At 71.1% G+C, this 13,555-nt stretch carries 18 protein-coding genes and 1 pseudogene; 12 read left to right on the forward strand and 7 right to left on the reverse strand.

The genetic code is table 11. The features are described from left to right. Window positions 1-167: 167 nt before the first annotated feature. Window positions 168-281 (reverse strand): annotated as a pseudogene (locus tag ACWGE1_RS13650) (cation transporter); the annotation flags it as partial. Here ACWGE1_RS13650 and ACWGE1_RS13655 point away from each other — a divergent pair. The 7 genes from ACWGE1_RS13655 to ACWGE1_RS13685 all read left to right on the forward strand — a co-directional run bounded on the left by ACWGE1_RS13655 (window position 247) and on the right by ACWGE1_RS13685 (window position 3,998). Beyond that, entirely contained in the window at window positions 247-450 is a 204-nt protein-coding gene (locus ACWGE1_RS13655) for a hypothetical protein (protein WP_453420673.1), read from the forward strand. The pseudogene ACWGE1_RS13650 and the gene ACWGE1_RS13655 overlap by 35 nt on opposite strands. A 43-nt stretch (window positions 451-493) precedes the next feature. After that, on the forward strand, window positions 494-994 hold the full coding sequence (locus tag ACWGE1_RS13660) for a flavodoxin domain-containing protein (protein WP_453420674.1): 501 nt from the start codon (window positions 494-496) through the stop codon (window positions 992-994). A gap of 111 nt (window positions 995-1,105) precedes the next feature. Continuing rightward, window positions 1,106-1,633: an Rv1733c family protein gene (locus ACWGE1_RS13665; RefSeq protein ID WP_453420675.1), complete on the forward strand. Its 528-nt coding sequence runs from the start codon at window positions 1,106-1,108 to the stop codon at window positions 1,631-1,633. Continuing rightward, on the forward strand, window positions 1,626-1,922 hold the full coding sequence (locus ACWGE1_RS13670; protein WP_453420676.1) for a cation transporting ATPase C-terminal domain-containing protein: 297 nt from the start codon (window positions 1,626-1,628) through the stop codon (window positions 1,920-1,922). Before ACWGE1_RS13665 ends, ACWGE1_RS13670 begins: the two co-directional genes overlap by 8 nt. 18 nt (window positions 1,923-1,940) lie before the next feature. After that, the gene (locus ACWGE1_RS13675) at window positions 1,941-2,225 is read left to right on the forward strand and encodes a DUF1876 domain-containing protein (protein WP_453420677.1); all 285 of its coding nucleotides are present in this window, start codon (window positions 1,941-1,943) and stop codon (window positions 2,223-2,225) included. A gap of 37 nt (window positions 2,226-2,262) precedes the next feature. Next, window positions 2,263-3,180 (forward strand): ABC transporter ATP-binding protein, encoded by a 918-nt coding sequence (locus ACWGE1_RS13680; protein ID WP_453420678.1) that lies wholly within the window; start codon window positions 2,263-2,265, stop codon window positions 3,178-3,180. Then, window positions 3,177-3,998, forward strand: coding sequence for an ABC transporter permease subunit (locus ACWGE1_RS13685; protein ID WP_453420679.1), 822 nt, complete (start codon window positions 3,177-3,179; stop codon window positions 3,996-3,998). Before ACWGE1_RS13680 ends, ACWGE1_RS13685 begins: the two co-directional genes overlap by 4 nt. A 166-nt stretch (window positions 3,999-4,164) precedes the next feature. Here ACWGE1_RS13685 and ACWGE1_RS13690 read toward each other — a convergent pair whose 3' ends face one another. The 3 genes from ACWGE1_RS13690 to ACWGE1_RS13700 all read right to left on the reverse strand — a co-directional run bounded on the left by ACWGE1_RS13690 (window position 4,165) and on the right by ACWGE1_RS13700 (window position 6,439). After that, window positions 4,165-4,767 (reverse strand): CBS domain-containing protein, encoded by a 603-nt coding sequence (locus tag ACWGE1_RS13690; RefSeq protein ID WP_453420680.1) that lies wholly within the window; start codon window positions 4,765-4,767, stop codon window positions 4,165-4,167. A 90-nt stretch (window positions 4,768-4,857) separates the two neighbouring features. Next, window positions 4,858-5,736 carry a universal stress protein gene (locus ACWGE1_RS13695; RefSeq protein WP_453420681.1) on the reverse strand — a complete coding sequence of 293 codons (879 nt, stop codon included), beginning with the start codon at window positions 5,734-5,736 and terminating at the stop codon, window positions 4,858-4,860. A gap of 34 nt (window positions 5,737-5,770) precedes the next feature. Continuing rightward, the gene (locus ACWGE1_RS13700) at window positions 5,771-6,439 is read right to left on the reverse strand and encodes a CBS domain-containing protein (RefSeq protein ID WP_453420682.1); all 669 of its coding nucleotides are present in this window, start codon (window positions 6,437-6,439) and stop codon (window positions 5,771-5,773) included. A 252-nt stretch (window positions 6,440-6,691) separates the two neighbouring features. On the opposite strand from ACWGE1_RS13700, the gene ACWGE1_RS13705 reads away from it, so the two are divergent. From ACWGE1_RS13705 to ACWGE1_RS13720, 4 genes are all read left to right on the forward strand, one after another. Continuing rightward, window positions 6,692-7,600: a universal stress protein gene (locus ACWGE1_RS13705; RefSeq protein ID WP_453420683.1), complete on the forward strand. Its 909-nt coding sequence runs from the start codon at window positions 6,692-6,694 to the stop codon at window positions 7,598-7,600. Continuing rightward, window positions 7,597-8,460, forward strand: a complete 864-nt coding sequence (locus tag ACWGE1_RS13710; RefSeq protein ID WP_453420684.1) for a universal stress protein — start codon at window positions 7,597-7,599, stop codon at window positions 8,458-8,460. The genes ACWGE1_RS13705 and ACWGE1_RS13710 overlap by 4 nt, the downstream gene beginning before the upstream one ends. Window positions 8,461-8,712: 252 nt before the next feature. Further along, the gene (locus tag ACWGE1_RS13715; RefSeq protein WP_453420685.1) at window positions 8,713-8,919 is read left to right on the forward strand and encodes a hypothetical protein; all 207 of its coding nucleotides are present in this window, start codon (window positions 8,713-8,715) and stop codon (window positions 8,917-8,919) included. A 173-nt stretch (window positions 8,920-9,092) separates the two neighbouring features. Next, window positions 9,093-10,850 carry a GAF domain-containing protein gene (locus ACWGE1_RS13720; RefSeq protein ID WP_453420686.1) on the forward strand — a complete coding sequence of 586 codons (1,758 nt, stop codon included), beginning with the start codon at window positions 9,093-9,095 and terminating at the stop codon, window positions 10,848-10,850. Window positions 10,851-10,865: 15 nt separating this feature from the next. Here ACWGE1_RS13720 and ACWGE1_RS13725 read toward each other — a convergent pair whose 3' ends face one another. From ACWGE1_RS13725 to ACWGE1_RS13735, 3 genes are all read right to left on the reverse strand, one after another. Beyond that, window positions 10,866-11,564 carry a response regulator gene (locus ACWGE1_RS13725; protein ID WP_453420687.1) on the reverse strand — a complete coding sequence of 233 codons (699 nt, stop codon included), beginning with the start codon at window positions 11,562-11,564 and terminating at the stop codon, window positions 10,866-10,868. 74 nt (window positions 11,565-11,638) lie between these two features. After that, window positions 11,639-12,277, reverse strand: a complete 639-nt coding sequence (locus ACWGE1_RS13730; RefSeq protein ID WP_453420688.1) for a CBS domain-containing protein — start codon at window positions 12,275-12,277, stop codon at window positions 11,639-11,641. A gap of 34 nt (window positions 12,278-12,311) precedes the next feature. Further along, window positions 12,312-12,776 carry a cyclic nucleotide-binding domain-containing protein gene (locus ACWGE1_RS13735; protein WP_453420689.1) on the reverse strand — a complete coding sequence of 155 codons (465 nt, stop codon included), beginning with the start codon at window positions 12,774-12,776 and terminating at the stop codon, window positions 12,312-12,314. A gap of 277 nt (window positions 12,777-13,053) precedes the next feature. Between ACWGE1_RS13735 and ACWGE1_RS13740 the strand changes: the two genes are divergently transcribed. After that, window positions 13,054-13,524 (forward strand): pyridoxamine 5'-phosphate oxidase family protein, encoded by a 471-nt coding sequence (locus ACWGE1_RS13740; protein WP_453420690.1) that lies wholly within the window; start codon window positions 13,054-13,056, stop codon window positions 13,522-13,524. Window positions 13,525-13,555 lie beyond the last annotated feature (31 nt).

Consider the following 13,555-nt stretch of genomic DNA (forward strand, 5'->3'; position numbering starts at 1 on the left):
TGGTTTTTGTTTATAAGAGACCCCCCCGGGCGGGTGTAGCGCCGGCCGCGACCGGGGGGGGCGGCCCGGGCGGGCCCCGGCCCCCCGAGACCGATCTTCCGTAGTGCCTCCGGCGGGTGCCCGTACGGCAACCCGGGGACTGGCTTCTCACGCTCCATGAGCTGTGACGGCGCGGCAGCAGCGGGTGCCGCACAGCAGCCCTTGCCCTGCCAGGCGTCGCGGCCTTCCTTGATGGCGATGGCGGCGATGACCAGGGCGGCAAGCGGGTCGGCCCGGGACCACGCCGCCTTCCTCGTCCGCGCCGGCATCGACTCGATCTCCGTCGCCCCCGACAGCTTCGCCGCCGTCGAGCAGCACGTCGCCGCCGCTGAGGAGACCCGCTGCGGGGAGGACCGAATGGCCCCTGTCGGGATCCGTCCGGCCCAAGCGGACCAGCCGTCGGCCGCGTGACAGTGGCATCAGACCCGCACCACGGAATCAAGGAGCACCCGCCATGAGCACCAAGCGCGTCCTGGTCGCCTACGGCACCAAGCACGGCGCCACCGCAGGCATCGCCGAGCAGATCGGCGAGACCCTCCGCGAGGACGGTCTCGACGCCGTCGTGCTGCCCGCCGACGACGTCCACGACGTCCGCGCCTACGACGCCGTCGTCCTCGGCGGCTCCCTCTACGCCGGCCACTGGAGCAGCAAGGCCAAGCACTGCGCAGAACGCAACGCCGATTCCCTGCGGCACCGCCCGGTGTGGATGTTCAGCAGCGGCCCGCTCGACCGCTCTGCCGAGGAACACGACATCCCTCCGGTCTCATCGGTCGCCCGGGAGATGCAGCTGGTCGGCGCGCGCGAGCACATGACCTTCGGCGGCAGCATCACGGCCCACACCCCGGGCTTCCTCGCCAAGGCACTGACCCGCCAGGGCAAGGGCGGCGACTTTCGCAACCCCGAGCGGATCCAGAACTGGGCCCACCACATCAGCGCCGAGCTCGTCGCCGCCTGAAGGGACGGCCCGGCCCGGCACGCACCAGCACGGAGGTGTGCCATGCACCACCGGTCGAAAGGGACGGGGGCCAACCCGCTCAGGCGTGATGCCGACCGCACCCGGACCCGTATGCATGGCGCCTTCGCGCTGGCCTGCCTCCTGGCCGTCGTCGCCGGTTTCGCGCTCGGGCGGGCCGCCTGGACGGACGGCCACCGCACCGCCGAGAACGTCGCGCGCCACCGGCACACCGTGACGGCCACCACGGTCGGCGAGACCACGTACCGAGCCGGTGACCAGCCGAGCAGCCGACCGGTCCCCGTGGCGACCGCCACGTGGCACTACCCCTCGCAGCGCCCGCACACGGGAACCATCCCCGTTCCGGCTGGAACCCGGCACGGGGACACGGTCCGCCTGTGGGTCGACGAAAACGGCACCGCGGCCGCCGCGCCACCCAGCCAGGCCGACATCGCTCTGAACGCGGTGGGCATCGGCACCGGAGCGCTGGCCGGGATCGTGCTCGTCGGCGGCGCCCTCGTCGCCGTGCGCCTGCGGATCGTGGACGCGCGCAGCGCACGGTCCTGGGAATCCGAGTGGGCAGACATCGAGCCCCGGTGGTCCGGCCGCCTGCGCCCCGGACAGGGAGCCGGCGATGACTGAGACCGCCGCCGCCCCGGACCTCACGCCGGACCTCACTGCCCGGACGAGCGTCCTGAGGGAACTGCTGCGCGACATCGGCTTCTTCACCAACCCGCTGCTGCTCGCCGGCATCGCCTTCGAGCTCGTGTTCACCGCGGCGCTCGTGTACGCACCGCCGCTCCAGAACCTCTTCGGCACCGCCGCCCTCCCACTGGACGTCGTCCTCCTCATCGCGGTCCTCCCGCCGCTGGTCTGGGCGAGCGACGAGATCCGGCGCTGGGCCCGACGCCGACGCCACCGCTGCTCCTGATCCGACCGGAGGCACACCATGTCGCACACGAGCGAATGGAAGACCCACCTCTACCTCTTCGAGGAAGAGCACACGACCAAAGCCCGCGTCGAACTCGACACCGGCACCACCCGTCTCACGGGCCACGGCACCGCACGTTGCAACCCGACGGACAAGGACGTGCCCGAGATCGGCGACGAACTCGCAGCCGCCCGAGCACTGGAGAACCTGGCGCAACAGCTCAAGCGCACCGCCTACGGAGACATGGCAGCAGCGGGAGCCTCACCGCAGCACGCTCCCCTCACGGCCTACGACCTCGAGTGAGCGGGCAGGTCCCCAGCAGCGGGCTCAAACTGGACCCATGAGCGACGGGCCGGCGATCGAGCTGACCGGACTGACCAAGAGGTACGGGCCGGTCGTGGGAGTCGACCGTCTGAGCCTCACGGTGCGACCGGGCGAGGTGTTCGGCTTCCTCGGGCCGAACGGCGCAGGGAAGACGACCACGCTGCGATGTCTCACCGGCCTGCTCCGGCCCAGCGAGGGACGGGTGCGGGTGCTCGGGCTGGACCCGATCTCCGATCACCGCCGGGTGGCCCCGCATCTGGGGTACCTGCCGGGCGAACTGCGCCTGTACCCGGAACTCTCCGGAGCGGAAACGCTCGATCTGCTGTCCGCGCTCCAGGGAGCGCCCGTTCCGCGCCGCGGCGAGCTGTGCGATCGGCTCGGGCTGACGCCCGCGATCCTCGCCCGCCCCGTCGGGGGTTACTCACGGGGCATGAAGCAGAAGCTCGGGCTGGTGCAGGCGATGCAGCACGACCCGCACGTGGTGGTGCTCGACGAACCGACCGAGGGACTCGACCCGTTGGTCCAGGAGACGTTCTTCGCACTGCTGGGCGAGACCGCCACCGCCGGACGGACCGTCCTGCTCTCCAGCCACATCCTGCCGGAGGTGCAACGCACGTGCGAGCGGGTGGCGATCATCCGGGACGGGCAGCTGGTGACGGTCCAGAGCGTGGCCGGCCTGCGCGAGGCCCGGGCCCGGCGGATCAAGCTGTCCTTCGCGGACGGACAGGGGGCACGGCCCCTGGGCCACGCAGAGCGTTGGGCCCCGTGCTGGCATGGGGACCGAGCGGAGCTGCTCGTACCGCCGAGCGAAGTGGTGGGCGCGCTGCGCACACTGCTCGGCCTGCCGGTGGCCGACGTCACGGTGGAGGAAGCCGGGCTGGACGAGGCCTTCATGGACCTGTACCGCAACGGCGCCGTGCGGGAGGAGCCGTGAAACGGCAGTGGCCGCTGCTGTGGCTCGCCCTGTACCGGCGGCGCCGGATGCTGGCCGCCCTGATCATCGGGATGGTCGTCTTCGAGGCGCTCATCGTGGTGGTCGCCAACGCGATTCCTCCGGGTCAGCTCTTCTCCACAGGCGGCAAGGGACCGCCCTCCGCCTACCGGGCCTTCAGCGGGTCCAGCGGCGACGTATCGATCGCCAGCTACCCCGGGCTGCTGGGCGCCGGCCTCACCCACCCGTTCTGGATCGCCATGCAGCTCACCGCGATCGGTTCGCTCGCCGCGGCCGCCGTGGCAGCGGACGTGGAATCCGGGACCGTGGAACTGGTCATGGTGCGTCCCGTCAGCCGTACCCGGCTGCTGGCCGAGCGGACCGCCGCACTGGTGCTCGCGGCCCTGGCCCTGAACCTGGCAGCGACCCTCACGGTCGCGGCGGGGGTGGCGCTGTCGCCGGACATCCACCGTGCGGTGCCGCTCGGCGGAGTCTTCGCCGCCGGGGTCATGGGCCTCGGCTTCGCCCTGTGCCTGATCGGGCCGGCGATGGCCGTGTCGGCTGCGGGACGACGCCGGGCCCAGGTGATCGGCGCGACCATCGCGATCGGAGCCGTGGGATTCGCCGTCAACTTCATCGCACTGGCCTGGTCGCCCGCGGCATCGCTGAGGTTCCTCAGCCCGTTCCACTACTACGCCCCGGGCGACGCCCTGGCCGAAGGCGGCGTGCTCTGGCCCCAGCTCGGGATCCTCATCGGAACGGGAGTGCTGGGCATCCTGCTGGCTCACCTGATGCTCCAACGCCGAGACCTCGCGCCCTGAGCGGATTCGCCACTCGAGCGTCTACGCGTCTCCCGCCGGTTCCTGCTCCCGGATTTCCAGGACCTCGGTGACCGGGAGACCGATCCACGCCGCAGACACGCGCAGGTTGAACAGCGCTGCGGCGCAGCCGAGGTGGAGGCTGCGGTGCCTCGTGCCGGCCGTCCCCTCACGCGGCTACGGGCACGATGAAGTCCGTCTTGACGTCCACGACGCCCGGCACGGTGCCGGCGGCGCGCACGACGATGTCTTCCTGCGTGGGGTCCGGCAGCGACCCGTTGAGGTACACGATGCCGTTGGCGACGTGGACGTACACCTCGGCGGAACCCTGCGGGATCAGCTGGTACGTGATCAGTTCGCGGATCTCGGCGCCGATGTCCTCGTCCGGGCGCAGGTAGATCTTCAGCAGGTCGCCGCGGCTGACGAGACCGACCGGGCGGCCGTCGCCGTCGACCACGGGAAGGCGCTTGAGGTGGCCGCGGGCCATCAAGCGTGCTGCGGCGGGGATGGTGTCGTCCTTCGTGACGGTCACGGCCGGTCGGGTCATCAGCTGCCCGGCGGTGGTGCCGTGGGCAGTGTCGGTGCCTTGGGCCTTGAGCAGCAGGTCGGCTTCGGAGACGACGCCGGCCACCCGTCCGTCCTCGGACAGTACGGGGAGAGCGCTGACGTTCCACATCCGCAGTGTTTCCACGATGTCCTTGAACGCGGTTTCGCGATCGACGGAGATCACGGAGTGCGTCATGACGTCCTCGACGGTGCGCAGATGCTTCATGGCCCTTCCTCCTCACGGGACGGCCGGTACTTGCGACGGTGCGAAGCGGGATGCGTCCGTGGACAGGGCCGTCCTGGGGGTGTTCCTCCTTCACCCGTGGGCGATGACGGCCACCGGGGCCGCTGCGTGGTGCAGGACTGCGTGGGCGACCGATCCCAGGTGCGCGCCGAGGGGAGAACGGCGCGCGTGGCGCCCCACGACGATGAGTCCCGCGCCTTGCGAGGCCCGGACGAGATGCTCGCCCGCGGACCCCAAGAACGCGCTGTGGCTGACGCTCACGCCGGGGAACTCGTGCTGCCAGGGCAGCAGCATGTCGCCCACCATGTGCGTGACGCTCCTGCCGATGTCCCGCTCGTTGTCCGGGTCGAAGAAGGGGACGTAGCTGTAGGCGGCCGGCATCTTCCAGCCGTGCACGGCCCTCAGCGGGCAGCCGCGCCGGGCCGCCTCTTCGAAGGCGAAGCCGAGCACTCGGTCGCACGCTTCGTGGATGTCGACCCCCACGACGACCTCGGCGTGGGAAACGGCGCCCGGACCGTCCGAGTCCTCCGGGTCGTCGGCGACGCGCACGAGGACGACCGGGGTGTCGGTCGCGACCACCGTGGACGTCGCCACCGAGCCGACGACGAAACCGACCAGGCCACCCAGACCGCGCGATCCCAGAACAAGCAGCCCGGCGTCCGCAGCCTCAGCCGCGAGGGCGGCTGTCGGCCGGGCCGTCAGGCAGCGGGTCGAGATCTCCAGGTGCGGGTGGCGCCCGTGCAGCTCCTGCACCGCCTCGGTCAGCGCCTGGTCCGCCCACCGGTCGACGTCCTGGCGTCCCAAGCCGGGGAACACCGGGTCCAGGGGCCAGTCCACGGCGTGTACGAGCCGCAGCGACACCTGACGCAGGACGGCCTCCCGCGCAGCCCAGCGTGCTGCTGCCCGGCTCTCCGGAGAACCATCCACTCCGACGGCGACGTGGTGTTCCATGGCTGCGCCTTCCTGCGTCCGGTCCGGCCCCTCATCACCATGGCATGGCGTGGCGGGCGTGGTCGGGGTGAATGGTTGCCGTGTCGTCGGTGCGGGCGGTGACGCGCGATGCCACCGCGACGACCCCGTCGAGTTGCTCGACGAGGCTGAGGAGTGCGGGGAGCTGACTCCGGCGCTCGACATGGCCGTCCAGGGTGACGATGCCGTCCACCACGTGGACGTCGACGTCGCCGGCCGTCACACCGAGCACCTCCGTGAGGACCTCGTCGGTGACACGTCGGCGTATCTCGGAGTCCGGGCGCAGGAACATGCGCAGCAGGTCCCGGCGGGTGACGATGCCGACGAGCCGGTCCTCCACGTCCACGACGGGGAGGCGTTCGATGCCCCGGCGGGTCAGCAGCCGGGCGGCGTCAGCCGCTGTCTCCTCGGCACGGACAGTGACAGCGGGCGCGGACATGACGTCGCCTGCGGTGGGCGGCTCCTCGACTGTGCCGTTCTGCCAGGAGGTATCGGGGCCGGAGCCCGCGTGGGCCAGCAGGTCCGTCTGTGAAACGACGCCCACCACGCGGTCCTCGTCGTCCAGGACGGGGACTCCGGAGATGTCGTACTGGGCGAGGAGCTTCACAATGTCCTTGAAGGCGGTGCCCGGGGCTACAGAGACGACCTCGTCGGTCATCAGGTCCGCCACCGTGATGTGCTTCATGAGGTCCTCCTGCTCCGCCGTGTCACGCGAGGCTGATGTCCGTTGTCGGGTGTGAACCCACCATGTCTCGGCGCCTGCCGCTGATCGAGGGCCGAACGGTCCCGTCCTGGGGCCCGTAGGGGCCCCTGGTGCCGAGCCCGGGACGATGGGGACCTTTGGTCCCGTCCGCGGTCCCGGGCGGCCCTCTTCCCGCAGCGTCGACGGTGCCAGCGTGAGTGGTGTCCCGCATCGGCTTCTCGGTTGGGAGGAATCGTGGAAAGCACATTCCGGACGCCGGACACCAGCTCGGTCGTCGTCGGCGTGGACGGCTCGCAGTCGGCGCGCAGCGCCGCCCTGTGGGCGGCCGGGGAGGCCGTACGCCGCGGCCGTCCCCTGCACATCGTCTACGGTGCCGACACCGACGGCAGGGCCCTGTACCTGTCGGCGGAGATCATCGAACGCGTCCGCGCCAACGGGCGGGAGCTTCTGGACGACACGGCGAAGGCTGTTTCGGCCGAGTACCCGGGCCTGACCGTGACCACCGAATTCAGCCGCGCGGACGCAGTCGACAGCCTGCACCGGGCCGGCGCGCTCCACGGCACGATCGTGGTCGGCAACCGCGGCCTGGGCGGGTTCAACTCCCTCATGCTCGGCTCGGTCGGCATGGATGTCGCGGCCGCCGCCATGACCCCCGTCATCGTCGTCCGCGGCATCGACGGCGCCGAGGAGACCGGCACCGTCCTCGCTGCCGTCCGTGACGAGCACGACCTCTTGTATGCCCGGTACGCCGCCCGGGAGGCCGATCTGCACAAGGCTTCCCTGCGGCTGCTCCACGTGTGGAACGTGCTGGAGTCCGTCGGCGAGGTGGTCACGATGCTCGACGGCGTCGACGCGATCGCGGGCGGGCACGCAGAAGCCCTGCGGGCCGTCACGGACGCGATCCGCGAGGAGTTCCCCGACCTGGACGTGCGGGCCGATGCGGAGAAGAGCATCTCCGTGGCCGGTGCCCTGGTCGAGGCGTCCCGCCACGCCGATCTGCTCGTCATGGGCGGCCGCCGGGTCCCCGGGCCCCTCGGTCTCGCCCCCAATCTGGGGAAGGCCACGCACAGCCTGCTGCACCACGCCCACTGCCCCGTCCTCCTCATCCCCCGGACCGGCAGCGACTTCGGGAGCCAGTCATGACCATCCACCCGGTAGGAAGCCGTGACATCGTCGTGGGCATCGACCCGGACAGGGACTGGCACCTTGCCCTGGCCTGGGCCGGCGACGAGGCACAACGGCGCCGTCTCCCGCTGCGCCTGGTGCTCGCGGTACCGCCCCAGCACGACACCCATCACGTCGATGACACCCCCGGCCGGACGGCCCTCCGGCAAGCCGGATCCGACAGACTCGAACAAGCGTGCAACTGGGTGCGTGACCGCCACCCCGAGGTGGCTGTCGCCGGTGAGCTGCTCGGCGGCTTCCCCGCCCCCGTCCTGGGCGGCGCGGCGCGAGAAGCCCGCATGATCGTCCTCGGCTCCCGGCGCCTGAGCCGAACCGCCGAGTTCTTCAGCGCCGGCTCGCTCGTGGTCCCCGTCACCGCCCAGGCCCGCTGCCCCGTCGTCGTCGTGGGCGACGCCGAGCACATCAGCCAGCAGCCGCCCTACGTCGTCGCGGGGATCGACGGCAGCGCGTCCGCCACTGCCGCGCTGGCCTTCGCCTTCGACGAGGCCGACCTTCGGGGTGCGGCACTGCGGGTCGTCTGTGTGTGGCAGCGCCCGCTGATCATGCTGGACAACGAGGAGGTGGAGCTGCGGGCGCAGCGCACGCTGCTCTCCGGGGCCACCGCCGGCCTTTCCGAGAAGTACCCGGACGTGCATGTGACGCACGAGGTCCTCACCGGACACCCGGTCGAGGAGTTGGCCCGCGCCGCCGAGCACGCCCTGGCCGTCGTGGTGGGCCGCCGCGGCCGCGGCGGATACACCGGCATGCGGATGGGATCCGTGGTCCATGGCCTGCTGCACCGCGCGCACTGCCCGGTGATCACCGTCCCCACCGAATGAGTGCGCCATGACCGGCCGCGCGATCGACACGCCGGCTGTCGACTCCCCGGCCCTGAAGGGGCTGACGCAGGCCGAGGCCGACATCCTGGCCGCAGGCGTGTGGCAACGCCTCCTCGTCCTCGCCGCGGCCGTGACCGCCTTCAGCCTGATCGCCGGCATGAGCGCGCAGGCCATGGGCCTGCCCTGGCAGAGCGTGCTGTTCCGTCCCTGCTCGGGGCCCAGCTGGGCGTGGCCCTCGGCCTACGGGCCCGCTTGCTCACCACCCGGAACCTCTTCCTCCCCGCCTCCGTGGCGGCCTCCGCCCTCCTCGCGATGGCCGCCCTGCACGTTCCCGCCCTGCAGTCGCTGCTGGACACCCAGCCGGTGGGCCGGGCCGGCACAGCGCTCGCCTCGGCAGCAGCCCTCGCGGCATTCGTCACCGCCCGGCTCCTGCGGGGCGCATTCCACAGAAAGGCATGATCATGAACGCATGCTCGCCCACGTCCGACACCTGCACGACGACATCGGTACGCCGCGACACGAGCAGAAGCCGCACGGGGCAATGGCCCGCTGAGTGGAAAGGCCGGGCCCTCCGGCCGGAGATACCGTGGGAACGATGGCCATCTCGCCATCGCTTCCGGCCGGAGGTGGGGATGAGCGCCGCCGATCAGCCCACCGGCACGAGCAGGGGCGAGCAGCCCGCCCGCAGCGGTGTCCCCCGGCTGCGGCTCGACGAACTGCTGGACGAGCTGCAGGTACGGATCGACGAGGTCAGGGGCACCCGCGACCGGCTGAACGGTCTGCTCGAAGCCGTCATGTCCGTGGGCCGGGAACTCGACCTGCCGCAGGTGCTGCGCGGCATCGTCGAGGCCGCCGTGGTGCTCGTGGACGCCGAGTACGGGGCCCTCGGAGTCATCGGGACCGACAAGAAGCTGGCCGAGTTCCTTCCCGTCGGCGTCAGTGACGAACTGCGCGGGCAGATCGGGGCCCTGCCCTCCGGCCACGGCATCCTCGGCGAACTGATCCGCCATCCCGAGACGCTGCGGCTGTCGGAACTGTCCGAGCACCCTGCCTCGTACGGGTTCCCGGCCCACCACCCGCCGATGCACTCCTTCCTGGGAGTCCCGATCCGGATCCGCGAGGAGGTCTTCGGCAACCTCTATCTGACCGAGAAGCGCGGTGGAGTCGAGTTCGACGCCGAGGACGAGGCGGTCGTGTCGACCCTCGCGGTGGCGGCCGGCATCGCCATCGAGAACGCCAGGCTCTTCGAGGGTCTCCGGCTGCGCGAGCGCTGGCTGGAGGCCAGCTCGGACATCACCAGCGCCCTGCTCTCCGGAGCGCCCGAGGACGATGTCCTCGAAGGCATGCTGGAGCGGGCCAAGGACATCACCGCCGCCGACATGGGCGTCTTCTACCTGCTGGGCTCCGCCGGTGAACTGCGGGGCTCACTCGCCCTCGGGGAGGGGGCACAGGCGCACCGCGGAATCGTCCTGCCCAGCACCCGGGGCACTCTCGCCGAGGCCGCGCTGGCCCGCGACGGCCTCATCACGGTCCCCGACGTGGCGACCGACGAGCGCGTCACCGTCCAGCCCGAGAGGTGGACCGGCTTCGGCCCGGCCGTGGCCGTCACCGTCGGCACCAAGGAAAAGCTCAGCGGCGTCCTGACGCTCGCCCGGCGGCACGGCCGCCCCGGGTTCGCCACCGCGGAGATCGCCGCGCTGCCGGGGTTCGCAGGCCAGGCCGCCCTCGCGCTGGAACTGGCCGACCGGCGCCGCGACGCCGAGCAGATGAGCCTGCTGGAGGACCACGACCGTATCGCCCGCGACCTGCACGACCTCGCCATCCAGCGGCTTTTCGCCACCGGCATGACCCTCCAGAGCGCACAGCGCTTCGTCGACCACCCCGAGGCGTCCGAACGGCTCACCCGCGCGGTGGACGACCTGGACGCCACCATCAAGATCATCCGGTCCACCATCTTCGGACTCCGCGAGCACGAGACCCGCGGTCAGGCGTCCAAGCTGCGCTCTCGCCTGGTCCAGGCCATGGACGAGGCCGCGGCAGCCCTCGGGTTCGCCCCGGCCCTGCGGATGGAGGGGCTGATCGACACCGGCGTACCGTCGGCCGTCGCGGACGAGGCTCTCGCGGTGGTGGGGGAAGCACTCACCAATGTCGCCCGCCATGCCGAAGCCACGCGGGCAGAGGTCTCGATCGCCGCAGCCGCCGGAAACCTGACCATCACCGTGACCGACGACGGCGTCGGCCTGCCCGGGAGCGGTCGGCGCAGCGGACTGCGCAATCTGGCAGAGCGCGCCGAAAGGCTGAATGGCCGGATGGACGTGGCAGCGCGGGGCAATGGAGAGCGGGGCACTCTCCTGGAGTGGCAGGTGCCGCTGACTCCACCGCCGCCGTGACCGTCAGCGTAGGCGCTACTGCTTCGGCGTCCCGGCGGCGTGCTCGTGCACCTGCGCGGCGATCACGGCCGCCTGTACCCGCCGCTCCACGCCGAGCTTCCCCAGCATCCGCGAGATGTGGTTCTTGACCGTCTTCTCGGACAGGTAGAGCTGCTTGGCGATCTGCCGGTTGGTGAGGCCGTCGCCGATGAGTTCCAGGACGGCCCGCTCGCGTTCGGACAGTGCCGCCAGCCGCGCGTCCTCCGGCTCCTTCGCCGCCTCGGGTTCCCGCAGGGAGTGCATCAGCCGTGCGGTGGTGGCCGGGTCCAGCATGGACTGCCCGGTCGCCACCGTCCGTATGGCGGAGACCAGGTCGGATCCCTTGATCTGCTTCAGCACGTACCCGGCGGCACCCGCCATGATCGCGTCCAGCAGCGCGTCCTCGTCATCGAAGGACGTCAGCATCAGACAGGCCAGGCCGGGCATGCGAGAGCGCAGCTCCCGGCAGACCGTGATTCCGTCACCGTCGGGCAGCCGGACGTCGAGCACGGCCACGTCCGGCCGCAGCGCAGGCCCGCGGGCCAGCGCCTGATCGGCCGTGCCGGCCTCGCCCACCACGGTGATGTCCGGCTCGGCCTCCAGGAGGTCGCGCAGCCCGCGCCGGACCACTTCGTGATCGTCGAGGAGGAACACCTTGATCGGCGCCCCGGTGGAGGCGTTCGGATCATCGGACATGATCGCCCCTGATTCGGTACCTATGGCACATTTCCCTATGAATTATCCCAGGAAGGCGTGCAACGCACCCAAACTTAGGCGGCGACGGCACCGTCCAGCTCCATCCGGACGTCCACGACACCCTCGACCGCGCGGATCGCGCGTGCGAGCAGGGGGACCAGGGTCCGGTCCCGCAGCGGGCCGCGCAGAGTGACGACCCCGTCCTGTACGGCGAAGTCCACGTTCATGCCGGGTGTCAGCTCGGTGAGCACGTTCTGGCGGATCTCCCCCTCGAGCTCCTCGTCGGGCCGCAGGAACACCTTCAGGAGATCGCTGCGGCTGACCACACCTTCCAGCATTCCGAGCGCGTTCACCACGGGCAGGCGCTTGACGTGCTTGCGCGCCATGATCCGGGCAGCTTCGGCGACGGGCGCGTCGGGGTGCACGGTGATCGCCGGGCTCGACATGAGCTCCTCGGCCAGCACCCCGCCGGCCTTCGAAGCCTCCTCCAGCTGATCGGGCAGGGTGGGGTCCGTACGCCGGAACTCCTCCTTCGGCAGCAGATCCGCCTCGGAGACCACGCCCACGACGCGGCCCTCGCCTTCCAGGACGGGGATCGCGCTGACCTTCCACTCGTGCATCAGCTCGACGATCTCCTTGTACGACGCCTCGCGGCCGATGGCGACGGCGGTGTGCGTCATGACGTCACTGACGGTGTAGCGGGATGCGGGCATGACCGGCTCCTTCGCCGCGCGGACGATCAGACGATCAGAGGAAGCTGCCGCTGCCGTAAGGCGCGTACAGGTCGAGGAGGCGCACGCGGGCGGCCTGCAGCCGGTGGGCGAGGACCTGCCCGACCCAGTGGCCCAGGGCGGAGCCGAAGGCGGTGTCGGCGTCCATCAGCGTCCGCACCCGCTCCGCGTCGAACTCGTACGAGCGGACGGGCGTCATGGCCTCGGCGCCCAGGCGCCAGGCGTACGGCTTGAAGAGCCACGAGCAGCCGACCAGCTGACCGGCGCCGAGGCTCTCGATGACGGCGGCGCGCCGCCCGGGCACACGGACGTCCAAGGTCACGGTGCCGGACCGGACGATCCAGAACCGATCGGCATGGCCGCCCTCACGGAAGAGGCGCGCCCCTTCGGCGAAGTTGACCTCTCGGGCCAGTTCCATCAGCCGGGAGCGGCAGTCGGCGGGCAGCGCCTCGGAGATACGGGTGGGTGACGGGGTGCTCATGGACGGCCTCCTGTTCGAGTCCGCCTTCAGTCTTGGCGTTCCCGCCGGTCCCGGGCATGGGCCCTGTGGTCCCGTCCATGGGCCGATCGGCCCATGTCCGAGATCGGCGTACGCGGAGATGCTGGCAGCAGACGGCCGTTCACGGCCTTCGCCCTGTCCGACCGGCAGGCGCGGGACGTACGGGAACGGGCACGGCAGGGAGGCCGGGGGTGTTCGCCTCCCTCACCACGCCGTCCATCCCGATCGCGGCCTGCTCGCTCGACGAAGGACTTCCACGATGAAGAGCCACCCGGCCGGTGCGACCACCGCTTCGCCTGCCGTCAGCGTGCCGGGACGGCAGATGGAAGAGCTCGGCGTCGACGAGGCGCTGCAACTTCTCGGCACCGCCGAACTGGGCCGGATCGTCTTCACCCGTCACGCACTGCCCGCCGTACGACCGGTCAACCACGTTCTGGATCGCGGCGACATCATCATCCGCGTCCAGGACGGATCGACGCTGGCGGCGCTGCTCGCGGCCCAGCAGGGCTCAGGCGTGGTCGTCGCCTACGAGGCCGATGACATCGATCCGGGTGAACACCTGGGCTGGAGCGTGGTTGCCACCGGCTACGCCACCGCTGTCACCGACCCCGACGAGATCCAGCGGTACGTGCACCTCCTGGAACCCTGGGTCGCGGGCAACGCATCGGGAGCGATCCGGATCCGCCCCGACCTGGTCACCGGCTTCCGCTTGCACGAGGGCCGCCCGTAGCGGCCCCGTTCGCGCGCTTCACCTCCACGCG

The sequence above is a fragment of the Streptomyces sp. NPDC054932 genome (assembly GCF_053610205.1).

Bases quoted from the DNA above. Each gene is read 5' to 3' on its own strand.
- ACWGE1_RS13655 (WP_453420673.1), top strand. From the start codon at position 247: ATGACCAGGGCGGCAAGCGGGTCGGCCCGGGACCACGCCGCCTTCCTC.
- ACWGE1_RS13660 (WP_453420674.1), top strand. From the start codon at position 494: ATGAGCACCAAGCGCGTCCTGGTCGCCTACGGCACCAAGCACGGCGCC.
- ACWGE1_RS13665 (WP_453420675.1), top strand. From the start codon at position 1,106: ATGCATGGCGCCTTCGCGCTGGCCTGCCTCCTGGCCGTCGTCGCCGGT.
- ACWGE1_RS13670 (WP_453420676.1), top strand. From the start codon at position 1,626: ATGACTGAGACCGCCGCCGCCCCGGACCTCACGCCGGACCTCACTGCC.
- ACWGE1_RS13675 (WP_453420677.1), top strand. From the start codon at position 1,941: ATGTCGCACACGAGCGAATGGAAGACCCACCTCTACCTCTTCGAGGAA.
- ACWGE1_RS13680 (WP_453420678.1), top strand. From the start codon at position 2,263: ATGAGCGACGGGCCGGCGATCGAGCTGACCGGACTGACCAAGAGGTAC.
- ACWGE1_RS13690 (WP_453420680.1), bottom strand. From the start codon at position 4,767: ATGAAGCATCTGCGCACCGTCGAGGACGTCATGACGCACTCCGTGATC.
- ACWGE1_RS13695 (WP_453420681.1), bottom strand. From the start codon at position 5,736: ATGGAACACCACGTCGCCGTCGGAGTGGATGGTTCTCCGGAGAGCCGG.
- ACWGE1_RS13700 (WP_453420682.1), bottom strand. From the start codon at position 6,439: ATGAAGCACATCACGGTGGCGGACCTGATGACCGACGAGGTCGTCTCT.
- ACWGE1_RS13710 (WP_453420684.1), top strand. From the start codon at position 7,597: ATGACCATCCACCCGGTAGGAAGCCGTGACATCGTCGTGGGCATCGAC.
- ACWGE1_RS13720 (WP_453420686.1), top strand. From the start codon at position 9,093: ATGAGCGCCGCCGATCAGCCCACCGGCACGAGCAGGGGCGAGCAGCCC.
- ACWGE1_RS13725 (WP_453420687.1), bottom strand. From the start codon at position 11,564: ATGTCCGATGATCCGAACGCCTCCACCGGGGCGCCGATCAAGGTGTTC.
- ACWGE1_RS13730 (WP_453420688.1), bottom strand. From the start codon at position 12,277: ATGCCCGCATCCCGCTACACCGTCAGTGACGTCATGACGCACACCGCC.
- ACWGE1_RS13735 (WP_453420689.1), bottom strand. From the start codon at position 12,776: ATGAGCACCCCGTCACCCACCCGTATCTCCGAGGCGCTGCCCGCCGAC.
- ACWGE1_RS13740 (WP_453420690.1), top strand. From the start codon at position 13,054: ATGAAGAGCCACCCGGCCGGTGCGACCACCGCTTCGCCTGCCGTCAGC.